Annotated in this window: 20 protein-coding genes; 12 read left to right on the forward strand and 8 right to left on the reverse strand. The window is 61.7% G+C overall.

All coding sequences use genetic code 11. The features are described 5' to 3' along the window. Positions 1 to 64 precede the first annotated feature (64 nt). Together TSA66_RS23285 and TSA66_RS23290 are read right to left on the reverse strand one after the other, a co-directional pair. Positions 65 to 1,066 (reverse strand): FAD:protein FMN transferase, encoded by a 1,002-nt coding sequence (locus TSA66_RS23285; RefSeq protein ID WP_040041733.1) that lies wholly within the window; start codon positions 1,064 to 1,066, stop codon positions 65 to 67. An 18-nt stretch (positions 1,067 to 1,084) separates the two neighbouring features. Then, positions 1,085 to 3,196, reverse strand: a complete 2,112-nt coding sequence (locus TSA66_RS23290) for a 4Fe-4S binding protein (RefSeq protein ID WP_040041734.1) — start codon at positions 3,194 to 3,196, stop codon at positions 1,085 to 1,087. A gap of 126 nt (positions 3,197 to 3,322) precedes the next feature. On the opposite strand from TSA66_RS23290, the gene TSA66_RS27195 reads away from it, so the two are divergent. The 3 genes from TSA66_RS27195 to TSA66_RS23305 all read left to right on the forward strand — a co-directional run bounded on the left by TSA66_RS27195 (position 3,323) and on the right by TSA66_RS23305 (position 7,170). Then, positions 3,323 to 3,835, forward strand: coding sequence for a hypothetical protein (locus tag TSA66_RS27195; RefSeq protein ID WP_157691765.1), 513 nt, complete (start codon positions 3,323 to 3,325; stop codon positions 3,833 to 3,835). An 8-nt stretch (positions 3,836 to 3,843) separates the two neighbouring features. After that, a complete protein-coding gene (locus TSA66_RS23300; protein ID WP_198358873.1) occupies positions 3,844 to 4,836 on the forward strand; it encodes a DUF6976 family protein in 993 nt (330 codons plus the stop codon). A 504-nt stretch (positions 4,837 to 5,340) separates the two neighbouring features. Next, positions 5,341 to 7,170, forward strand: a complete 1,830-nt coding sequence (locus TSA66_RS23305; RefSeq protein WP_232429524.1) for a sigma-54-dependent Fis family transcriptional regulator — start codon at positions 5,341 to 5,343, stop codon at positions 7,168 to 7,170. Positions 7,171 to 7,225: 55 nt separating this feature from the next. Here TSA66_RS23305 and TSA66_RS23310 read toward each other — a convergent pair whose 3' ends face one another. Genes TSA66_RS23310 through TSA66_RS23320 form a run of 3 tightly spaced genes read right to left on the reverse strand, consistent with a single transcriptional unit; the run spans position 7,226 to position 10,861 of the window. After that, positions 7,226 to 7,804 (reverse strand): cytochrome b, encoded by a 579-nt coding sequence (locus TSA66_RS23310; RefSeq protein WP_157691766.1) that lies wholly within the window; start codon positions 7,802 to 7,804, stop codon positions 7,226 to 7,228. Continuing rightward, positions 7,801 to 8,757, reverse strand: coding sequence for a beta-propeller fold lactonase family protein (locus tag TSA66_RS23315; protein ID WP_040041737.1), 957 nt, complete (start codon positions 8,755 to 8,757; stop codon positions 7,801 to 7,803). The genes TSA66_RS23310 and TSA66_RS23315 overlap by 4 nt, the downstream gene beginning before the upstream one ends. A 25-nt stretch (positions 8,758 to 8,782) precedes the next feature. Then, positions 8,783 to 10,861 (reverse strand): TonB-dependent receptor family protein, encoded by a 2,079-nt coding sequence (locus TSA66_RS23320; protein WP_084199851.1) that lies wholly within the window; start codon positions 10,859 to 10,861, stop codon positions 8,783 to 8,785. A gap of 144 nt (positions 10,862 to 11,005) precedes the next feature. Here TSA66_RS23320 and TSA66_RS23325 point away from each other — a divergent pair, with 144 nt between their 5' ends. The 4 genes from TSA66_RS23325 to TSA66_RS23340 all read left to right on the forward strand — a co-directional run bounded on the left by TSA66_RS23325 (position 11,006) and on the right by TSA66_RS23340 (position 15,961). Then, the gene (locus tag TSA66_RS23325) at positions 11,006 to 13,345 is read left to right on the forward strand and encodes a TonB-dependent receptor (protein ID WP_052452550.1); all 2,340 of its coding nucleotides are present in this window, start codon (positions 11,006 to 11,008) and stop codon (positions 13,343 to 13,345) included. A 546-nt stretch (positions 13,346 to 13,891) separates the two neighbouring features. After that, positions 13,892 to 14,410 (forward strand): DUF4142 domain-containing protein, encoded by a 519-nt coding sequence (locus tag TSA66_RS23330; RefSeq protein WP_040041739.1) that lies wholly within the window; start codon positions 13,892 to 13,894, stop codon positions 14,408 to 14,410. A 13-nt stretch (positions 14,411 to 14,423) separates the two neighbouring features. Continuing rightward, positions 14,424 to 14,822 (forward strand): cupredoxin domain-containing protein, encoded by a 399-nt coding sequence (locus TSA66_RS23335; protein WP_232429525.1) that lies wholly within the window; start codon positions 14,424 to 14,426, stop codon positions 14,820 to 14,822. Positions 14,823 to 14,959: 137 nt separating this feature from the next. Next, the gene (locus tag TSA66_RS23340; protein ID WP_040041741.1) at positions 14,960 to 15,961 is read left to right on the forward strand and encodes a catalase family peroxidase; all 1,002 of its coding nucleotides are present in this window, start codon (positions 14,960 to 14,962) and stop codon (positions 15,959 to 15,961) included. 345 nt (positions 15,962 to 16,306) lie between these two features. Here TSA66_RS23340 and TSA66_RS28265 read toward each other — a convergent pair whose 3' ends face one another. Continuing rightward, positions 16,307 to 16,522: a phage integrase N-terminal SAM-like domain-containing protein gene (locus tag TSA66_RS28265; RefSeq protein WP_052452551.1), complete on the reverse strand. Its 216-nt coding sequence runs from the start codon at positions 16,520 to 16,522 to the stop codon at positions 16,307 to 16,309. 666 nt (positions 16,523 to 17,188) lie between these two features. On the opposite strand from TSA66_RS28265, the gene TSA66_RS23350 reads away from it, so the two are divergent. From TSA66_RS23350 to TSA66_RS23365, 5 genes are all read left to right on the forward strand, one after another. Then, on the forward strand, positions 17,189 to 17,761 hold the full coding sequence (locus TSA66_RS23350; protein WP_040041742.1) for a dihydrofolate reductase family protein: 573 nt from the start codon (positions 17,189 to 17,191) through the stop codon (positions 17,759 to 17,761). A gap of 31 nt (positions 17,762 to 17,792) precedes the next feature. After that, entirely contained in the window at positions 17,793 to 18,362 is a 570-nt protein-coding gene (locus tag TSA66_RS23355; protein ID WP_040041743.1) for a YdeI/OmpD-associated family protein, read from the forward strand. Between the two features lie 214 nt (positions 18,363 to 18,576). Then, the gene (locus tag TSA66_RS23360) at positions 18,577 to 19,266 is read left to right on the forward strand and encodes a VIT1/CCC1 transporter family protein (RefSeq protein WP_040041744.1); all 690 of its coding nucleotides are present in this window, start codon (positions 18,577 to 18,579) and stop codon (positions 19,264 to 19,266) included. 58 nt (positions 19,267 to 19,324) lie between these two features. Next, complete coding sequence (locus TSA66_RS26455) at positions 19,325 to 19,705, forward strand: VOC family protein (RefSeq protein ID WP_084199853.1); 381 nt, start codon at positions 19,325 to 19,327, stop codon at positions 19,703 to 19,705. Between the two features lie 92 nt (positions 19,706 to 19,797). After that, positions 19,798 to 20,232, forward strand: a complete 435-nt coding sequence (locus tag TSA66_RS23365) for a hypothetical protein (RefSeq protein ID WP_040041745.1) — start codon at positions 19,798 to 19,800, stop codon at positions 20,230 to 20,232. Between the two features lie 273 nt (positions 20,233 to 20,505). Here TSA66_RS23365 and TSA66_RS23370 read toward each other — a convergent pair whose 3' ends face one another. After that, positions 20,506 to 22,263, reverse strand: coding sequence for a PQQ-dependent methanol/ethanol family dehydrogenase (locus tag TSA66_RS23370; protein WP_040041746.1), 1,758 nt, complete (start codon positions 22,261 to 22,263; stop codon positions 20,506 to 20,508). A 31-nt stretch (positions 22,264 to 22,294) separates the two neighbouring features. Further along, entirely contained in the window at positions 22,295 to 22,690 is a 396-nt protein-coding gene (locus TSA66_RS23375; RefSeq protein WP_040041747.1) for a DUF779 domain-containing protein, read from the reverse strand. Positions 22,691 to 22,814 lie beyond the last annotated feature (124 nt).

A 22,814-nucleotide genomic window follows, 5' to 3' on the forward strand; every position in this document is an offset into this window, starting at 1 on the left:
TCCAAAGACTCAGCGCGAAGGAGTGGCGAGTATCAAAAGCAATCGCCGCACGTCGGCTGTTTTTTCATGTCGCAGTCCAATGGAATCCGGCAGACTGCTTTCGAGCGCCGGCCTTGTCGACAAACAGCGCGTCGACGCCCGGCATCTCGCGCAGCAGCCGCATACCCGGTTCCGTGCCGAGCACCATTAGCGCCGTCGACAAGCCGTCCGCCAGCATGGCGCTGGGGGCGGCGACCGTCACGCTGGCCAGTTCGGGCGGTGACTCCCCGCTGGCCGGGTCGACGATATGGTGGCGCGAAAAATCGGCGCTGAAGGTCGTTTCGTAATCGCCCGACGTCGCGAGGCTGCGCGCCTCGAGCGGCATCACGCCGAGCAGCCGGTCCTTGTGGCGCGGGTCCTGAATGCCGACGTGCCAGGGCTGCTGCGGTGAACGCCGGCCTATGCCGGAAAATTCGCCGATGTCGACCAACGCGTCGCGAATGCCGCGCGCGCGCAGCGCATCGAGCGCCAGATCGGTCGCATAGCCTTGCGCAATGCCGTTGAGCGTGATTGCCATGCCGGCGCGCGGCAGGCGCACCTGATGCCGGTCGAACTGCAGGCGGCCGCCGACCAGCGCCAGCGCTGAGCGCCGGTCGAGGCCGGCCGCCGCCGCAAGCCAAAGCGGCTGCACCGTGACGTCGAACGCGCCGCCGCTCAGCTGCGACAGGCGGCGCGACTCCGCAAGCACGTTGAGCAGGTGCGGATCGGGCCGCAGCAGGCGGCCCGTGCGGTTCAGTTCGTAGACCTGGCTGCCGGGGCGGTAGATGCTGAGCAGCCGGTCGATGTTGTGCGCCGCGCGGAATGCATCCTCGATGGCCAGGCGCGCGTCGCGTTCGCTGTCATGCACCAGCTGGATCGTGACCGTGGTCCCGAACGCCAGGTCCGCGCCACGGAACAGCCGGCGCCCCGGCGCCAGCTCGGGGCCGGGCTCGAAGGCGCCGGGCGCGCTTGCCTGTCCGAAGCAGAAAGCGCCGGCGCCAGCGGCCAGCGCCCCGAATCCGGCCGACAGAAATTTTCGACGCTGCATATCGATTCCTTTTCCTGTTCACACCTGCCGTATCGGGATGACCGCGCCGCGCTTTTTTTCCAGCATCAGCGGCGCGCACTTGTCATCGTCGTGATAAATCGCCACGCAATCCATGCACTGAAAGCATTCGTCATAGCGGATCGTGCCGTCGGGCCGGATCGCCTGATAGGCGCAGCGATGGCGGCAGGTCTGGCACGGCTTGCCGCACTGGGGACGACGCGCGAGCCACGACAGCAGCCGCACCCGCCCGAGCAGCGCGAGGCCGGCGCCGAACGGGCACAGATAGCGGCAGAAAAACTTGTAGCAAAAGGCGCTCGCCAGAAGCAGCCCGGCCGCGTACAGCACGAACGGCCAAGAGCGCACGAACAGCAGCGTGATGGCGGTCTTGAACGGCTCGAACTCGACCAGCCGGTCGGTGGCCGCGGGCGCCACGAAGACGCTGCCGACCACGCCAGCCAGCACGACGTACTTGAGCAACTTGAGCTTGGCATCGGCAGCGGTATGCAGGCGCAGCTGCGGCAGGTGCAGCCATTTGCCCAGCTTCGCGGAAAACTCCTGCAGCGCGCCGAACGGACACAGCCAGCCGCAAAACGTGCCGCGCCCCCAGATCACGAGCGACACCAGCACGGCGCCCCACAGCACGACCGAAATCGGGTCGTACAGCAGGAAGCCAAGGCCGCGCCCTTCCTTCATGGCCTGCAGAACGCCCGTGACATTGACGATCGAAAGCTGACCCTGCGCATGCCAGCCGATGAACAGCAGCGTGAAGGCCAGGTAAAAGTTCCTGAACAGCGCAAGGCGGCGGGCGTTCGCGCTCAGCACGGCCTGCCTTGACAGGGCGATGAACAGCACGGCAAGCGCGACGGCAAGCAGCGCAATGTCGATCCAGCGCTGCTTCCAGAGCGGCAGCCACGACTTGCTGTCGCCTTCCGGCACACTGTAAAAGCGCTGCGGCAGGCGGTAGCTGAGCACGAAATCCTGGCCGATACGCTCCGGATAAATCATGCCTTTCAATCGGGTGACGCGCAGCGAAAAATCGAGCGGTTGTGCCGGATCGAGTCCGGCCTGGCTGATCACGCGAAACACCTTCATCGATGCGGGCGCGCCTTCCTTGCGGCGCAACGACAAGTCGAGGTCCATGTCGCGCATCTCGATCGGCAGACCGCCCTGCGCCAGGATCAGGCGATCCGGCACGGCGCCGGCGACGAAGTCGTCCGACACCGGCCCGTAGCGTCCGCGCCACTGCACCAGCAAGGCGTGGTCGCCCGGCTCCAGCCGCTCCGACAGGCGGGCCCAGCTGGCGTCGTCGAGCAGGCTGCGCCCGACCGACGGCACCGACACATAGGCAAAGCGCATGTCTGCAAACAATTCACCGGGATGCGCCGCTGCCTGTTCGTCCAGGCCGGCACCGGCCGTTCCCGCAAAGGCCTTTTCCACGTCGGCGTTGCGCAGCACGAGCGGCTTGAACAGGCCTTCGGCTGCCAGGGCCTTGGCGTCGAGCGTTTCATGCACGTCCTGCCGCACGCGAGCGATCTGATCGGGGTCGCGCAGGCCGGAAAAGCCGAGCTTCTTGCGCGCCACCTTCAGCGCCGCCGACAGCACGCTCTGGTTGATGATGCGCACCGAGGCGGTGGCTTTCGTCACGCCGTCGATGTGGACGTTGCCGCCATCCTGCGCGGCGCGATCGCGCCGCGCCGTGTCGATTGCGATATTCTGCTTGAGCGACAGGCCGCGATACTGGCTGACGAACTTGTGCAGCGGTGCCTCGCCCAGGCCGTCGAGGAACACCGGCTCGTGTTGCGAGATCACCTGCACGTCGATAAACCTGCCGCCAGCGTCGAGCGCCACCAGCAGATTGAGCGGTACGCCGGAAAATCCGGGAATTGCGGCGAAGTCGATCGACTCGAACAGATAGCCGACCAGTTCGGTCACGGTGCCGTTCTGCCGGAACACCGGCCACACCGGAAGCGCGTCATCCTTCTGGGCGATCATCAGCGGCGATGGGAATTTCTTTTCCAGTACGTCGCGCGTCATGACGCCGGCCCACGACGCAGCACATGCCAGCGCGCCGAGCAGCACGCCGGCCAGCAGCATCCGCAGTACATGGATGAAGCAGCCGCGGCGTTTCATCGCCCACCTTCACGCCGGCCGCACTGGCGCTGCCCACGGCACGTCCGCAGTAAAACGGACAGAGAGCTTTTCATGTTGTCTCCTCGCTTATTTTTATGATCGCGATGTGCCATCAAGGCAAGTAGCGTGCCACTGGCGCGCCATCGCTTGCCGCCGCATTGCGCGTGCAACTGCGCGCCCGACGGCCATGCGGCCGCCGCCGCGGGCGCGCATTTTGCCTATGCCACATGGCGTGTCGCAAGGGACCGCGACTGCAACAACAGGTTGATCCGATATGGAACAAGTCTGTTGAATGCTGACGCAATCTGCGCAGTGCAGGGGCAGCGGCATAAACACCAGATCGATTGCACAAATCGACACTTTTCATTATTGGCAAAACGCTTGCCTTTATTAATGCCTTATAGGGAGAGCACGATGATTCCACCCAAGAGCAGTGGCAAATGGAGGGACCTGGTCACCGGGAAGCGCCAGCTGCCCACCGATCACCTGGGACTCCAACTTTTTTTGAAGCGGGTCTCGACCAAGCTGAAACCGACCTCGCCGGCACAGGAAATCGAAGACGCCATTGGTGAGCTGCATGCCTTTTTCGTGAAGTACGAAAGGATCTTGCAAAAAGAGTTAGTCCAAATTTCGAAATAGCGAGGCCAATGATGAAACCCGTATTGCTCACCGTAGAACAAACCGCTGAAAAAATCGCTTCCGGCATGGTCTTGTCACTGGCCGCCGATGAAGCGCTGCTGGCCAGGCTACCGAAGGGGAACTGGATCGCCGGCACGATCCCCTATTTTCTCGGCGAAGACGGCGGCGTCGAAACCAAGGACAAAATCTTCGTGACCGAGCTGAGCGCCGCGAATGCCTCCAACGTGGCGATCTGCACCTACACGCTCGACACCATAAAAGATGTCGCCAGGGATGCGCCGGAAAATGGTTTCACCGTCCTGATCGTCCCGGCCATGACGCCGATCCATGAGGAATTCGCCAATCATGGGCGGGACTATGAAGACATGTTCATGAAGCCCATCATCGGCTGGATCTCGGGCGTGCATTTGTCCGACCTCGACAAGGTCAAGCCGAAAGTGATGAATGGCGTGACCGGCAGGCTGGCCGATGCCGACGCGGTTGCGCTGCATGTCACTCTCCCGGCCGGCAAGGTCGCCGTCGTGCAGATCCTGAATCTGTTCAAGCAGGGCACAGGCGACGTGATCACGTTTCCCAAGACCGGATTCAACCAGACCACCTGCATGGTGAACGGCGCAGAGAGGGTATTCGCCGACTACATCGCCGAGAACCAGCTCGATCTGAAGCTGCCGCTCGTGGCCGACTATCATGGGGCGCAAATCAATACGTCGTTCCAGGGCGTGGATGCCGCGACACGCCAGGTCAACTTCTACGCGCCTGTCTTCCCCGGCATCGAATACCGCCATGCCGCGCCCATCGGCGACTACGCGCGCGAGTTCGAGAAGCTCGCCAAGGAAGCGCACGTGGACGTGCAGTTTTCATGCAACTGCATCTTGAACTACCTGTACGGCGAGCTGAACGGACGGAAAATAGGCGGCGTCGGCGGCCCGTTCACCTTCGGCGAAATCGCCTACCAGTTGCTCAACCAAACCATGGTGTATCTGGAAGTGCAATCGGAATAACCAGTCTCGCGCAAACGCTGCCTGCCGTGGTCATCCTTTCATCGCCTCGGCAGGCAGCGCCAGTCGTGCGCCCATTCACCTGCATTCATCTTCCGGCTTGCTGCTGGCCTTGGCAAGCGCATCACACTGGCATGCTGCCCCGCACAAAAACGTCCCGCAACCCGCTGCGGCACTGACGTCTGCGCATGATTTATTTCACTCAGGGAACCTAATCGCCCGGACATTCTCTATATCTCTCGGTGGCAAAAGCTACGCGACTGCTGCGAAGCGCAGCGTCGCACGCAGAACAGCAATTAGACAATGCACCTTGCCCTGTTGGAGAAGACGTTGGGTTATCAAGAAGTAGATAGACCATCTGCAGTCCTTGGCGCGTTCGCGCACGGATCGCAGAGGGAGAACGGAATCAATCCGATCCGATTTGGCATATTGGCCTCCGAGGAGCGCGAAGCTGCCATCAAACGAGCCCACGGGCGATCTGCGGGATACGGCCTCGATGCCGCCGGAGTGCCGGATGTCTCCCGGTTAAGCACATCGGCCCTGGGATCCGTCATCGCGCAAAGCCAGGCCCTGCACAAGTACGCGCTGCCGGTCGTGGAACTGCTTTACGAGCAGATCGCCGGCACCCGCAACATGGTCATTCTGAGCGATGCGCAGGGAGTCGTCACCTATACGCTCAGTGACGACGACTTCGCCGAGCAAGCCGAACGCGTTGCGCTCGCGCTCGGCACCATCTGGTCGGAACAACGGCGCGGCACCAATGGCATCGGCACGGCGATCGCGGAAGGCGTCCCGATCCTGGTGCATGGCGACGATCATTATCTCCACGCCAATCGCATCCTGAGCTGTTCGGCCGCGCCGATCTTCAATACCGATGGCGCGGTGGGCGGCGTACTCGCCGTGGCTGGCGACTGCCAATGGCTGCAGCGCCATACGATGGCGCTGGTACGCATCTCGGCGCAAAAGATCGAAAACCAGCTTTGCTGCGCCCATTGCCAGACCGGGATCACGCTGCATTTCCACCGCCGTCCGGAATTCATCGGTTCGCTGGTGGAAGGAATCATCTGCTTCACGCCGGAGGGGCGTTTCCTGTCCGCCAGCCGCTGCGCCCAGGCGCTGATCGGCCTGTCGTCGCACGCGCTCGGCGTGCATACGATGAGTTCGCTGTTCGACATCGCCCCCTCGTTCCTGCTCGATCATTACCGCACGGCGGCGCCCGGCCTGTTGCAGCTGCGGCTGCCGGACGGCGTGCCTTTGTATGCGAGCGCGTCGGTGCGGCTTGGCCGCAGCACGTTCGACAACGCTACTGTAGCGCCGGGGGAAAGCCTCACGCAGCGGAAAACGGCCGCGCACAGCACGCCGCCGCGCCCCAATGCGGAGGCGTCGCGCCAGCTCTCCAGCCTGCGCTACCTGAACACCGGCGACCCGCAGATGAGCGCCATCATCGCCAAGCTCACCAAGATCAAGCACAGCGACATCCCGATCCTGATTGCCGGGGAGACCGGAACCGGCAAGGAGTTGCTGGCGCAAGCCATCCACAAGGATTCGCCACGCGCCGGCGCCCCCTTCGTCGCGGTCAATTGCGCGTCCCTTCCCGAAACGCTGATCGAATCCGAATTGTTCGGTTATGAAGACGGCGCTTTCACGGGCGCGCGCAAGAACGGCAACATCGGGCGCATCCGTCAAGCCAACGGCGGCACGCTGTTTCTCGATGAAATCGGCGACATGCCGCTGAACCTGCAGGCGCGCCTGCTGCGCGTGCTGCAGGAACGCACGGTCATGCCGCTGGGCGGCGGCAAGCCGGTCCCGGTAAACGTGGCATTGATCTGCGCCACGCACCGCAACCTGCGCGACATGATCGCCAAGGGCGCGTTTCGCGAAGATCTCTACTATCGCCTCAACGGCCTGGTGGTCAAGCTGCCGCCGCTGCGCGAGCGCACCGACCTCGACGTCGTCATCAAGAAAATGCTGTACGCCGAAGAGCAGTCGCGCCGCTATTCCGTCGCATCGTGCGTCATGCAGCAATTCAAGCAATACAACTGGCCGGGCAACTTCCGCCAGTTGACCAACCTGCTGCGCACGGCCATGGCGATGACTGCGGAAGACGGCGAAATCCGGCTGGAGCATCTGCCGGACGATTTTCTCGACGATGTGCGGAACATGAAAAAGGCCAGCGCCGCGCCTGCCGTCGCCGCAGCGCTGCCGGCCAATGCGACCTTGGGAGATGTCGAGCTGTCCGTCATACAGAAAGCGCTGGAGGCGCATGGCCATAACGTCTCGGCCGCTGCGCGCGCCCTGGGCATTTCACGCAACACCATCTACCGCAAGCTCGGCTGAAGCAGGCGCCCTTCTCTTTGCATGGAGAAGGGCGCCTCGATTGCAACGCCGACGCCTACCGCCAGAGTCGCGGCAGCATGCGCTGCAGGATCAAGCCGCCGGAATTCAGCAGATGGCGTCCCACCGCGAACACATGCACCGCGATCAGGCCGCACAGCAGCCACGCGAGCGACGCGTGCGACAGCCGGAAGAAGCTCTGCAGCAGCGGGCTGTCCCAGCCGAGCTGCGGTAGCACATAGCCGAAGAAGCGCACCGGGTGCTTGCCGAAATTCGAGGCCAAAAACCCGAACAGCGGAATCAACAGCATGCACGCATACAGCAGGCGATGCGACACTTGCGCAGCCTTTTCCTCCAGTGCCGACGCGTGCAGACCCAGGCTGCGCGGCGGCGGCGAGCGAAAGCGCCACCACAGGCGAATTACCGCCAGCATGAGCGCCACCAGCCCGAATGACTTGTGGAGGTTGTAGAAGTAGGCGACCGCCGGCGTGCGCTTGGGCAGGTCGACCATGTACAGCCCGATGGCGATCTGCCAGAACAGCAGCGCCGCCATCAGCCAGTGCAGCGCGATGGCGGGAAGGCTGTAGCGCGCCGCGTCCGCGCCCTGCGCGCGCATAGCTCCTACGGTGGCGCTCATTGTATGACCACGCCCCATGGCAATTCTCCCACGCTGATTTCCCTGACCACCTGACGCGCCGCCGTATCGATCACCGACACCGAGCCGGAGCGGCCGTTGGCGACATAGAGCTTCTTGCCGTCCGGCGTAATCGCCATGTTCCATGGCCGCTTGCCGACGGGAATGGTCGCGCTGACCTTGTTGTCCGCAGTGTCGATCACGCTGACCGTACCGTCCTTGCCGTTCGATACGTACACGGTTTTGCCGTCCGGATGAACCGTCACGCCGTTGCTGTAATTGCCGGACGCGATGCGGGCGGTGACCTGCTGCGATTGCGTGTCGATCGCGTACACGGTGCCGGCGATCTCGGCCGCCACGTAGGCGCGGCTGCTGTCGGGCAAAAATCCGATGCCGCGCGGGCGCTGGCCGACCGTGATGGAGTTTACCTGCGCGCGCTTGTCGACATCGATCACGTCCACGCTGTCGGCTTCCTCGGCACTCACGTACAGCCATTTGCCGTCCGGGCTGAAATCGGCATGCTCGGGATTCTTGCCCCTGGTCGGGACGCTGAACGCCAGCTTGCGCGTGTCGGGAGAAACGAAGCCGACGCTGTTGCTGATCTCGCTTGCCACCACGATCCATTTCCCGTCGGGCGAGACGCCGACGCCTTCGGGCGACTCCTGCAGCGCGATGCGGTCCGTCACCTCGCGCTTGTCGAGATCGACCACCAGCAGCGAATTGCTGCTCTGGTCGCTCACATATAACTCCTTGCCGCCGCGCCCGACGGCCATCCCGCGCGGGCGGCCCCCGGTCTTGACTGTGGCGACGACGCTGTCGCTATCGGTATCGATCACCGAGACGGTGCCGGATTTTTCATTCGGCACGTAGGCAAACGGCGCGGCGCAGGCGCTGCCGGCATGCAGCATCATGCCGAGCACCGCCGCCGGCAGCATGCTGCGGGCGAGTGTGTTCATGTTGCCTCCTTTTTTATGAGCGGTATTACAGCGCTGCGCGCAGCCCGACGAACAGGCGCCGTCCCGCGGCCGGCTCGAAGAAGCGCCGGTTGCTGTCGTTGACGATCACCGAGCCCGCGTAATTGCGGTCGAACAGGTTGTCGATGCGGCCGTACAGATACCAGTTCGCCGCACCGGCGCGGAACTCCTTGCCGGCACGCAGGTTGAACACGGCATAGCCGGGCGCGGCGTCGCTGTTGACGTCGTCGACATAGGTCTTGCTCTCGACCCGCATCTCGACCGCCGTGCTCAGTTTGGGCGCGGGACGGTATTCGAGCTGGGCGAACAGGCTGTGCAGCGGCGCGCCGGGCAGGCGGTTGCCGGCCGCGACGGTGCCGTTCTGGGTGCTCGTGTAGCTTTCGCGGAAGCGCGCATCGAGCAGCGTGTACGCCAGCTGCGTGCTGATGCGGCCGGCGTCGGCGCGCCAGCTCGCTTCCAGCCCCCTGCGCTCGACCTTGTCGACGTTCTGGTAGATCGAGCGACCGTTGTCGGTGGTCAGCGGCACGATTTCATCCTCGCTTTGCGCGTTGAACAGCGCGAAGTCCAGGCTGTGCACGCCAAAACGCCACTTGACGCCGACCTCGCCCTGCGTGCTGCGCGACGGGCGCAACGCGAGGTTGGGGCCGGTGGCGCCCGCGCGGTACGCGATCTCCGTCAGGGTCGGGGTCTCGAAGCCGCGCCCGAGGTTGCCGTACACGTTGACGCTGTCGCTGGCAAACCAGACCAGGCCCAGCACCGGGCTGGTGTTGCGGTATTCCACGCTGCCGCTGTCGTTAGGGCTGGCGTTGGTGACATAGCGGTCGTCGACCGACAGTCGCACGCGGCTGCTACGCACGCCGGCGCTGGCCTTCCATTGCGGCGCGAAGGTCCAGTCGGCCTGGCCGAACAGGTCGACGTTGCTGGCGCCGTCGAGCTCGTCGCGCCGCAGCGCGCCGGCCACGCCATTGTTGTTGACGAAGCCGCGCCGCGTCTGGTCGAGGTCGTCGGCTTCCACGCCGACGGTCCAGTTCAGCGGCAGGTTGTTGACGCGGGTGGCGTGCGTCCATGACAGGCCGGCGCCGCGATAGCTGTTGTCGAGATCAACCACGCCGCCGGCCGAGGTGGGCGCACCGCCGCTGAAGGACAGCGTCTGCATGACCTGGCGCGTGCCGCCGTACACCCGCGCATTGACACTGTTGTCCGCATCGAGCTTGTGCGCGACCACGATGCCGGCGTGCTGCTGCTCGATCGTCTTGCGCGTGTCGAAGGTTTGCGCCACCGCTGCCACCTGGCGCGGATTGCTCTCGAACTGCTGGTGCGTGAGCCCGAGCGGGTCCTGTGCCAGCGGCTGGCGGAAGACGTTGGCGATGCCGGTCACCGTGGTCGATGCCGACGGGCGCCACAGGATCTTGGCGTTGGCCTGGGTGCGCTCGGCGGCGCTGTGGTCGCGGTAGCCGTCTGTCTCGTAATGGGACACGTCGACGAGCGCGCCGAGCTCGGCGCCGCCGCCGCCCAGCGTGACGTCCTGCTGCCGCTGCCCGTAACTGCCTGCGCCCAGCGAGGCGCGCGCGAACGGCGCGGCCGGCGCCAGCGGCGGGTCCTCGGTAAAGACTTGCACTACGCCGCCGGCGGCATTGCCATACAACTGGGCCACCGGGCCGCGCAGCACCTCGATGCGGCGCGTCGACGTCAGCGTGGCCGTCGCCGCCTGCCCCTGCCCGTCCGGCATGGTGGCGGGGATGCCGTCGACCAGGATGCGCACGCCGCGCACACCGAAGGTGGAACGGGTGCCGAAGCCGCGCACCGACAGCTGCAGGTCCTGCGCATAGTTTTGCCGCTCGCGGATCTGGATGCCGGGCGTGGCCGACAGCAGTTCCGACATGTTGACCAGCGGCGTGGGCGCGGCCAGCGGATCGACCTGCACCGCGTCGATCGATGCGGCCGCGTCGAACCGCGTCTGCTCGGTGCGGCTGGCCGATACCACGATCGGTTCGAGCTGCTTGTCCTGCTGCGCCTGGGCTTGTGCGCCCGGCAGCAGGAGCGCGCCGGCGGAAAGGGCCGCGCTTCCCAATATCAGTTTGTTCATGTTCGCCTTCTTAGTCAGGTCTGGTGTTCGATGTCTCCGCTTTCAGCTCAGCAAGTTGCGTGCCACTAGGCCGGCGCAGGGCCGGAACGAAACTTGCGAATGTCGACGGCGCATCGATCATCAAACAACAAGGGGAGACACTTCATGAACCAGCGCAAACACGTTCGCGGCGCGACCGGTTTCGCATGCTGCCTGCTCGCTGCGATGGCGGCGGCGCCCTCCGCCCGCGGTGACACGACGCTGCCGGCGCTGGTCGTCAGCGCTGCGGCCATCCCGCCCGGGCTGGGCATCGAAACCGAACGCCTGCCGTACAGCGTACAGCGCATTTCCGGCGCCGACCGGCGCGAGGCCGGCGGCGACATCACCGACGTCATGGCGAGCCGCCTGACGGGCGTAAACACCAACGAAATCGCCGGCAACGCCTTCCTCAACGATGTCAGCTTCCACGGCTTTCGCGCCTCGCCGACGCTGGGCACCGCGCAGGGCATGTCGGTGTACCTGGACGGCATACGCATCAACGAAGCGTTCGGCGACGTTGTCAACTGGGACATGCTGCCGCAGGCGGCGCTCGACGACACACTGCTGGTGGCGGGCTCCAATCCCCTGTACGGCCTCAACACGCTCGGCGGCACGCTCGCCTTCACCACCAAGTCGGGCCGCACCCACCCCGGCCTGTCGGCCGAACTGAGCGTCGCCAGCCACGGCCGCAGGCAGCTCGATCTGACGCATGGTGCGCAGCACGACAACGGCCTGCACAGCTTCATCGCCGCCACCTTGTTCGACGAAGCCGGCTGGCGCGACCATTCCGGCGGCAGCCTCGCCAACCTGTTCGCCAAGCTCGGCGGCAGGCAGGGCATGACGTCCTGGGAGCTGTCGCTGCTGCACGGCAGAAGCCGCCTGCACGGCAACGGCCTGCTGCCGAGCTATCGCTGGCAGGACGGCGCGCAGCAAAACGGCCTGTACGAAGACAGCCGCTCGGCCGCCTACACCTACCCGGACCGCACGCAAAACCGCCTGACGCAAGTCGGCTTCAACCTGCGCCACGCCCCCGACGACGCCACGGAGCTGGCGCTCACCGCCTACCTGCGCCACAGCCGGCGCGACAGCGTCAACGGCGACGTCAGCGCCGCCTACGGCGACTATGTCGAAAGCTGCGCGGCCGGCTTCAATGCCGACGGCAGCGCGCGCCAGCCGCAGTCGTGTCCCTACGACCGCGACAGCGCCGGCGCCCTGCATCCGGCTTCGCTGAACATGGCCGCCACGCGCCAGCGCAGCGCCGGCGCCAGCCTGAATTTGACGCGCTACCTGGAGCGGCACCAGCTGCTGCTGGGCGCCGCCGTCGACGCCAGCCTGATGCGCTACAGCCAGACGCAGCAGGACGGCTGGTTCGGCAACGACCGCGGCGTCATCGCCGACCCGCAGGCCGACGTCGAACAGGAGGCAGCCGTGACGGGCCGCTCCACGGCGCTGGGCCTGTATGCGAGCGACACCTGGCAGGCCGCCAAGCAGACCGCGCTGACCGGCTCGGCCCGCCTGAACCGGGTGGAAGTGAGCAACACCATCGCCGGCCAGGCGCAGGAACGCTTCATCTACACCAAGCTCAATCCCGCGCTGGGCGCGGTACATTCCCTCAACAACGCGGTCGCGCTGTTCGCCAACCTCGGCCAGAGCAACCGCGTGCCGACCGTCATCGAGCTCGGTTGCGCCGATCCGCAGCATCCCTGCCGCCTGCCGGTCGGCCTGCAGTCCGACCCGTACCTGAAACAGGTCGTGTCGCGCACCGCCGAAGCCGGCGTGCGCCTGCGCACGTCCGAGCGCGGCACACTGACGCTGTCGGCCTACCGCAGCGTCAACCGCGACGACATCCTGTTCCTCACCAGCGGCACGCAAGGCTATTTCGCCAACTTCGAGCGCACGCTGCGCCAGGGCGTCGACATCTCGGCCACCGCGCGTTTTGACAGTATCGACGCGTTTGCCGGCTACAGCTTCCTGGACGCGACCTACGATGCGAGCGGTGTGCTGTTCTACGGCGAGCGCAACGTGCAAATCGCGCCGGGCACGCGCATGGCTGGCTTGCCGCGCCATACCTTCAAGGCCGGCGCCAGCTGGCATGCCACGCCGCGCCTGATGCTGGGCGGCAGCATGCTGGCGCTGTCGAGCGTGGTATCGCAGGGCAACGAGGACGGACTGCTCGGCGACCCGGCGGCGGGAGAAACACCACAGCGCGCCGACTGGCGCGTGCGCGGCTACGCCATTTTCAATGCCAGCATCAGCTACAAGAGTGAAGGCAGATGGGAGCTTTTCGGCGGCATCAGCAACCTGTTCGACCGCCGCTATGAAACCTACGGCGCGCTGGCGGTCGACATGTTCCCCGGCGGCCGTCTGGCGCAGCCGCATGCGGGCACGGACGGCGCCGACATCGCCCGCTTCGTGGCGCCGGGCGCGCCGCGCACCATTTCCATCGGCGTGCGCTACCGGATGTAGGGCGGGAGCGTCAGGAATCGGGGGGCTGTTGCGTCTCGTGACAGTCGCTGTCACTTTTTGGAACGGTGGGCACGTAGCGGCATGTTTGGCACGGCGCGCATCGCCCCTGGAAGGCACAGGGCCAGAGCATTGACATGATGAAAAGCGGCAGGAACCCATTGCTTTGTGAAACGCAGCCCACATCCACTCCTAGGTTTCGGTTAAGACGAGGGAATTTTCCGCTCTGCATTTTCCAGATATTTGCTCCGGGCAATTATCTTTTTGATCAGATATCGGAACGTGGCACAGCTCGTCTCATCTAATGGCATGAAGCCAAAGCAAGGGGACAGTAATGCGTACGCATTCACGTTCTTGCTCCCCGGTGCGCCCATGCGGCCGCGATTTTGTCTGCGAACGCATGCTGCGCGCATCGTTATCGCAGGGCATCGACCTTGTATCCAACGTGGCGTTCGAATTTGACGGAGATTATTGCGGGAGAGTCGTTATCGTCGTGCTCGCGCATCTTTCAGGCAGGTGGGTAATTAACTCTTTATGAAAGGACATAGTATGAAGAAGGCACTGATTACTTTCACAATAGGTTTGTCCGCACTGATGAGCGTTGCCGCATTCGCGCAGACGCCGAACGACGCACAAATTGCCGGCATCGTTGTCGCTGCCAACACGGTCGATATCGACGCGGGAAAGCTCGCCAAGTCGAAGGCGACGAACAAGGACGTCAAGCGCTTCGCCGAACATATGATCACCGACCATACCGGCTCCAACAAGAAGGCGACAGCGCTGGTGAAGAAGCTCAAGGTAAAACCGGAAGAGAGCGACACCAGCAAGAAGCTCAAGGATGACGGCGCGGCGAATGTGAGCAAGCTCAAAGGACTCAAGGGCGCAGAATTCGACAAGGCTTACATTGAGAATGAAGTGACGTATCACCAGACCGTGCTCGACGCGATAGACAAGACCCTGCTCCCCAGCGCGAAAAATAGCGAGCTGAAGGATCTTTTGGAAAAGACGCGCCCGGTAATCAATGACCACTTGCAGATGGCTAAGAAGGTGCAAGCTGAAATGAAGTAAGGTGATGCGGGGCATGTTGATGAACCTTGAACACCGGCCGCGGATGTTGCGGCCGGTGGTCGCGGCTTCTCACCTTCTAAAAAGACGCCGGACAGACTCTTATGCCGCAGCGGCGCTCTTGCTGACTGTGGCGAGCGGCTACGCCTACGCTGCGCCGCCAACGGCGTCGCATACCGTGATCATCGAAGCCTTGCGTTATTCGCCGCCCACCATCGAAGTCAACAAGGGCGACACCATCGTTTGGCGCAACAAGGATCCCTTTCCGCATACCGTCACCACGCAAAATCGTGCGTTTGATTCCGGCCAGATCGCCGAAGGGAAATCCTGGAAATTCAAGGCGAAGCAAAGCGGAGAGTTCACCTACATCTGTACGCTGCATCCGACGATGAAGGGAACACTGATTGTCAAATAAAAATCACCGACTGGACTAGGGGGACGTGCGTTGCCTGCGGCTTGCCGTTGGTGCGATGGCGCGCGATCAGGATTGCAACGCAACTGGCGGAATGATCTGCGGGAAAACCTTTGTCATCACAAGGTAGAGGGCTCGTCATGCACAGCAAGAACACCATTCTCGTAGCAGCCATCGTTTCACTGGGCCAGGGAGCATCGCTTGCGGCTTTTGCTGACGCTCCAGTGAGCGCCAGCCAGGTCGTGCAGGCGCTCGAAGACACGTTTGGTGTCCATCCCGGCCAACGGCGCAACCATGTCAAAGGCACCTGTGCTCTTGGCGAATTCATCGGGAACCCGGAAATTGCCCGCTACAGTCGTTCGGCGCTGTTCACCGGCAAACCGGTTCCGGTGGTTGCGCGGTTCTCGGTAGCAGGCGGAAATCCTAACGCACCCGATACGGCAAAATCAGCGAGGGGCATGGCATTGGAGTTCCAGCTTCCGCAAGGACATTTGCAACATATGACGATGATTAACACTCCCGTTTTCGGCGCGGCCTCGCCGAAAACATTCTTCGACCTGACTGTCGCTACGCGCCCCGATCCCAAGACCGGCAAGCCGGACCCGGAAAAAATCAAGGCTTTTAAGGCGAGCCACCCGGATAACAGTGAACAGGCAAAATTCCTGGAAACGCACAATCCGCCCATGAGCTACGCGAACAGCGCTTACTTTGGAATCCACACATTCAAATTTATCAGCCAGGACAACAAGACGACCCTGGTACGCTGGCAGTTCGTTCCCCAGGATGGCGAAAAAAGGCTATCCGACGAGGAGTTGAAGTCGGCAGCCCCGAACTTCCTGGAGCCGGCATTGATCCGCCGGACACAGCGCGGTCCAGTTCGGTGGGACATGGTCGTCACCATTGGCGAGCCGGGAGACTCGGAGGATAACCCCACGCTCGCCTGGCCCCAGGAACGTCGACAGATCAAGGCTGGCGTTTTGACGATAAGCGCCGCCATGTCGCAAAAAGGCGCCAAGTGCGAGCCGATTAACTATGATCCTTTAGTGATGTCCGATGGCATTGCGCCGACCAACGATCCGATATTGCTCTTTCGGTCCCCATCCTATGCAGTCTCTGCGGGAAAACGCCTTTCTGGTCAATGACGTCGCTCGGTGAAAATCACGAAGGAAAGGTGTCTTGGGTGTCTGCGAGACAGCGATGTGAGTGACCGTTTAGAATCGTGTGCGCCATTTTCTTCGATCAGGGCGATCGTGCGGGAAGCTACCGATAGCTGCCGGCATGACGAATATGCAGAAAGACTCGTTGCGCCCACTTACACATATTCACCTCGCACTGGACGCCCCCGAAATCGGCCATTCCTTGCAAGCTCGTTCACATCACGCTATCCATCGGCGAGAGAATGCCGCTGTCACTCTAGTTCAGTACGTGCGGATAGATCAAGAAAGTGTCTTCGAACGATCCCGGTTCGCGGGCCGGTCGATTCGTGATCAGACGATCTGCCGGTCATTATTCAGGTACGAGAGGAAAGCACGTATCTCGTTTTCCCCCATATCTACGGGATGGTGCAAGCCATGGACGCGCATGTACCATTTCATCCAATATACATAAGTGCGCTCGGTGCTGAGGGTGTCATGCTTGTCCCGGATGCATCGGCACAATTGATCGAGGAACTGCGGCTGTCTTTCTGCTATCGTCTCAGACATGCCTTGTTTCACGTTTATTTAATACTGCGTGGATGCACAGCTGTCGTGCCAAGGCAAGGCGCCATGCCGCTTGCGGGCGATCAAATGAGCTTGCATAACGGCTCGCCACCTTGCATAACGGCGCGAGCTGTTCTGTTAAATGAGCAGTTATGTCTATTAAGTGGCCACACCTAATTTTCCTGACAGAGGCCTGTTTGATCTTTGGATCCGGATGCGCCATGTCTGAACAGGATTGGAGAACACGTGATTCGCGGTTTGATAATTACCATACCGTCTTCGTAATGCCTAACGGGAAAGTGCGGTTGAATGGTTCGAGGCAGGCAGGAGATCGAACAATGTACCGCTTTAATTTTGTTCGTAAGGATTTGAATTCAATCAGTAATGATCGTGAAACCGCGATTCGAACATACCTTGAGGTACACAATGCTCTGCCTAGTGAATGCAAATCAGGATACCGTGTAGTGGATCATGGCGATAATGAAGGATGGTCTTCTTGGGCAGTAATTGAATGCATAAATCAACCATGATGGAAGCCATAAGTCGCCAGACGAATCAGCGGACAGGGCCGGACATAACTCACAATTCGACACCGACGCGCAAGCGCGCTGGTCAATACAATCGTTAGACGACACAACCTACTCAGGTATTGAGCCGAAGGAGAAAATAATGGCAACGCAGTACTACACTGCATCGAGCATCGACGGCTTTATCGCTACCGAAGACGATTCGCTAGAGTGGCTGTTTCCGCTAGCAGACTTGGAAAAAACAAGTTACCCCACTTTTATTTCGGAGGTTGGTGCCATTGCAATGGGCTCGTCGACCTACGAATGGTTGCTGAGGCACGCTGTCAAACTCGGTGCTGTGGACGAGGGCAAGTGGCCTTATTCACAGCCCGCATGGATCTTCTCCAGCCGTAAACTTGATGCCCCTGCGGGGGCGGACATCCGATTCGTTCAAGGTGATGTCCGGTCTGTCCATACTCAAATGAAGAGGGTCGCCAACACCAAAAATATTTGGGTCATGGGCGGAGGCGATCTCGCTGGGCAGTTTTTTGACGCCGGCCTTTTAGATGAGCTTATCGTCCAGATAGGTTCGGTTTCTCTTGGTCACGGTAAGTCCGTTTTTCCGCGCCGAGTTTTCAGTCCTGTGCTTCAGCTGGTGTCCGTAGATCGCGTTAACGAGGGCATGGCCGAGCTTCGGTATAAAATCGGCAAAGCGAACCAAGCAGAAGACGCCTAACCTAGTGTTAGGCGTCATCAATAGGAATGCTATGACCGATCCGAGACTTACTTTTGCAAGCCAGGAAGAGTGGGAAACTTGGCTGGAGCGTAACGGAAGCGCCTCATCCGGCGCGTGGCTTCGTCTGGCGAAGAAATCGGCCGATCAGGCTACCGTCTCATATGCTCAAGCACTTGAAAGTGCGCTCTGCTACGGATGGATTGACGGCCAGAAGCAAGCTGAAAGCGAGCACTATTGGCTTCAACGCTTCACGCCTCGAACTGCCAAGAGTATCTGGTCAAAGATCAATAAAGAAAAAGCAGAAGCACTAGTCGCATCCGGACGAATACGTCCGGCCGGCATGCTGGAGATCAATCGCGCCAAACAGGATGGCCGCTGGGATGCCGCCTATGCGTCGGCAAGCAATTCGACCGTCCCTGACGACTTGCAACACGCTCTTGATGCCAATCCCAAGGCAAAGAAATTCTTTGCAACGCTCAACAGCAAAAACCGATACGCCATCCTTTTCAGAGTACAAAACGCAAAGAAGCCAGAAACTCGCGCGCGGAAAATCGTGCAATTTATTGAAATGTTAAGCAATGGCGAAACGTTCTATCCTTAATCTCATTGGCCTAACATTTGGCACACGAACGTTCATGCTGCGCATGCCCGCCAGTGAACTCGACGTTGAGGCTATAGAAAAAGTCCAAAACCGAGACTCTTGCTAACTTTCAAGCCAAGGAAATCAATGGCTTACATTGCTCAAAAATCCGCACAACGACTTTTTCTGCAGCCTCGTTAGGCGTTGCAACCAAACCCATGGCAGGACACTCCCTATGAGGCACAGCGAAAGACACAGGACGCACCGCACAGGCTGGCTACGTGCCGCCGTTCTTGGCGCAAATGATGGCATCGTTTCTACTGCCAGTCTTGTCTTGGGCATAGCGGCCACAGGTGCCGGTACCAAGGCCATTCTTGTCACAGGTGTTGCGAGTCTCGTTGCCGGAGCCATGTCGATGGCTGCGGGCGAGTATGTCTCGGTCAGTTCACAAGCCGATACCGAAAGCGCAGATCTGACTCGCGAGAAGGCAGAGCTGGCTGAAAATCCCAGGCAAGAGCACGCCGAGCTCATGGCTATCTACGTCAAGCGTGGCCTCGATGAGACATTGGCATCGACGGTCGCCGCCAAATTGATGGCACATGACGCGCTCACGGCGCACGCGCGGGACGAACTTGGAATATCGGATACATTGGCCGCCAAACCAGTGCAGGCTGCGCTCGCCTCCGCCGGCACGTTTGCCGCTGGCGCACTTCTCCCGCTGCTGATGGTTCTCTTGCTCCCGGCCTCTGCGCTCATGTGGGGCCTCGCGGGCAGCTCGCTCTTCTTTCTCGCACTGCTGGGTCTGATTGCTGCACGCGCCGGGGGCGCACCGTTGCTCGTGTCCGCCACGCGTGTGACCTTCTGGGGCGCGTTGGCGATGGGACTGACCGCTGGCGTTGGAGCCCTCTTTGGAGTGGCAGCTTGAGATACGAGCTTGCACGGAAAGCGCCCCCTGCCCCTCATATCAAACGTCAAGAGGATTTATGATCGATCACACCGGTGTAGTCGTCAGCGATTTTGATAAGAGTAAGCAGTTTTACTTGGCGGCGCTTGCGCCGATAGGGTTCAGCCTGCTCGCCGAGTTTCCCGCTTCGGTTACGGGACATACTGACGTTGCCGGATTTGGTGAGCCGCCGAAGCCGGAATTTTGGATAAGCCGAGGCACTCCGAATCATCCACCTGTACACGTGGCATTTCGCGTTTCAAGCAGAAGTCTTGTCGACGCCTTTTACAGGGCTGCGATTGATGCAGGCGGAACTGATAATGGTCCGCCGGGAATTCGTGCGCATTATCACCCGAACTATTACGGTGCCTTCGTCCTTGATCCTGACGGGCACAATATCGAAGCAGTTTGTCATGGGTAAGCTCCGAAATCGCCTCTTAACAAAATGCGGCGGAGGGAGACAAACAAATTTCTGCACCCCTGAACAGCGTCATTAGGCACAGGAGCAAGTTCATGCGCGTCCTGAAAGCCGGCTTGATCTACTTCCTGATCGTCTTCGGCACCGGGTTTGCTCTCGCCTTCGTCCGGATTCCGTTCCTCGTTCCCCGGTTCGGCGTCTGCATGGCCGAGCTCCTCGAAATGCCCGTAATGCTCGCTGTCATTGTCTGGGCCTCTCGGCGCCTGGTCCGCCGCCATCCAGAGTTGAGCCGCTCTTCGCGGCTGATCGCGGGCATCGTGGCGTTTGCGCTACTGGTCAGTGCCGAGCTTGCAGTCGCGTACTTTATGAGCAACCGCACGCCGGGCCAGTACGTCGCCTCCCGGGACCCGGTCTCAGGAGGTGTGTATCTGGCGTCACTGCTCATCTTCGCTGTGGCGCCAGCCTTGTGGAACCGTAGGTCCGTGCCTGACAATTCGTCCACATTGACGCTGCGTCGCGACGCGGTTTAGCTGAGGTGGAATGTCTGCTTTCGGGAAAGACGTCTGACTGCTTGGGGCCGCTTTCGCCAATTAAAGAACTCGTTTTATAGGTCCGATTTTGGCTCAAAGCAGTCATTAAAGTAAGCACAGCAAGCCGCAAGGCACGCGCGTGCGGCAACATCCTGATCGCAAATAAAAAAAGCCGGCGGTTTGCACCGCCGGCCCAAAAAATCTCAACGAAAGCAGTGGAAGACGATCCGCGTTCCGTGAGATGGAGGGGGAGACAAAGCCCCTGAAACTTGATTAAATCGACGACAGCTTGAACACCCAGACCGAACCACCCTGCTCCAGGAAGTTCACGCGCTTGGCGACTTCGCCGCCCCACAGCGGCACCGCGCCGCCCCAGCCGGAAACCACCGCCACGTATTGCGTGCCGTTTTCCTGCCAGGTGATCGGAGGCGCAACCACGCCGGAGCCGGTCTGGAACTTCCACAACTCCTTGCCGGTCTTGGCATCGAGCGCTTTCAGGAAGCCTTCCGGCGTGCCGTAGAACACCAGGTCGCCGGCGGTGGTCATCACACCGCCCCACAGCGGCGCGTTGTTCTTCGCTTCCCACACGATCTTGCCGCTCTTCGGATCGATCGCCCGCAGCGCGCCGATGTAGTCGTCATGCAGCGGCTTGATGGTGAAGCCGGCGCCGAGGTAGGCCGCGCCCTTCTTGTAGCTGATCGGCTCGTTCCAGATTTCCATGCCCCACTCGTTGGCCGGCACGTAGAACATCTGCGTCTTCGGGCTGTACGCCATCGGCATCTGGTTCTTGCCGCCGAGGAAGGACGGCGCGTTGAACACCGATTCGCCCTTCTTGCCGTCGGCGCCCTTGGTCGGGTCGCCCGGGCGGCTGTTCTGCACGTAGTTCGGGCGGCCGGTCTTGAGATCGATGCTGGTGGCCCAGGTGATCTTGCGCACGAACGGGAAGGCGTTTTCGAGCTTGCCGTTCTTCGCATCGACCACGTAGAAGAAGCCGTTGCGGTCGGCCTTGCCGCCCATGCGCTTGCCGTTCATGTCGAACGTGACGAATTCATTGACGCCGTCGAAGTCCCAGCCGTCATGCGGCGTGGTCTGGTAATGCCACTTGATCTGGCCGGTCTCGACGTCGAGCGCCACGGTCGACGAGGAATACAGGTTGTCGCCGGGGCGCAGGTGGCTGTTCCACGGTGCGGGGTTGCCGGTGCCGAAGTAGGCCAGGCCGGTGGTCGGATCGTAGGTGCCGCCCAGCCAGGTAGCCGCGCCGCCGGTCTTCCACAGCTCGCCCGGCCAGGTCTTGTTGGTGGTGCCGGTGATGCCGTTCTCGATCTGCTTGCCGTCCTTGTCGTACTTGTAGCCCATGTGGCCTTCCACCATCGGGCGCATCCAGACCAGCTCGCCGGTGCGCGGATTGCGCGCCTCGACGCGGCCGACGATGCCGAATTCGCCGCCGGATACGCCGGTCAGCAACAGGCCCTTGGCGATGAGCGGCGCTGCCGTGTTCGAATAGCCCGCCTTGTAGTCGTCGATCTTTTCCTTCCACACCACCTCGCCCGTCTTCTGGTCGAGCGCAACGAGCTGCGCGTCGAGCGTGGCGAAGATGACGAGGTTGTCGTACAGTGCCGCGCCGCGGTTGACCACGTCGCAGCAGGGCATGATCGCTTCCGGCAGGCGGTGCTCGTACTTCCACAGCTTCTGGCCGGTCTTGACGTCGAGCGCATAGATGCGCGAGTAAGACGCGGTGACGAACATGCGGCCGTCATGGATCAGCGGCTGCGATTCCTGGCCGCGCTGCTTTTCGCCGCCGAACGAGAACGACCAGGCCGGCACCAGGCGCGAGACAGTCTTCGCGTTAATCTGGGTCAGCGGCGAAAAGCGCTGCCCCTGCTGTCCCATGCCCCAGCTCAGCACGTCGTTGACGCTCTTGACGTCGCCCTCGATCATGGCATCGGTGACGCCGACCGCCTGCGCACCGCCGGCCGCTGCCAGCGCCGCCAGCAGGGACCATCGAATCAGATTGGATTTGTTCGTTTTCATTGCTCCTCCTTGTTGTATTGAAAAAATACTCTTACTGGCGCACGCACTCGCGCGCTGCCTGCCGCGCCAGTCGTTCGCACTCTTCATCGGAAAATGGCCGGGCCCGGGTGAAAAACCGTTTCCCGGTTCCGTTCTCCAACGAAAACATGCTGCCGGCGCCATCGATGACGTCGACAATCAGCTGCGTATGCAGCCAATACTCGGCATCGTCGCGTCCGACATAGAACGCCGATCCGTGCAACACGCCCAGGCAGACATCGGTCTGGCCGATGCTGAATTCGCCGGCCGGGTAACACATCGGCGAGCCCCCTTCGGTGCAGTCCTCAGGCTGGAAAAAAATCAGCGGCCCGTAGACCCGCATCAGGGTATCGATCAGTTGTGCAGCGGCCTCGGTAGCCACCACTCTGGACGGTGTTGTGTGTGTCATATCTGTTCCGGTGCGCTCTATGTCAGCGCGCTATGGTCATCGTTCTGCTGCCGCTTGTACTGCCCTGTGCGTATGTCATGTCAGCCTCCGATGGTCCAGTAGGGGATGTGGGTGATCCGTGCAT

The sequence above is a fragment of the Noviherbaspirillum autotrophicum genome (assembly GCF_000818395.1).
Taxonomy (GTDB): Bacteria; Pseudomonadota; Gammaproteobacteria; order Burkholderiales; family Burkholderiaceae_D; genus Noviherbaspirillum; species Noviherbaspirillum autotrophicum.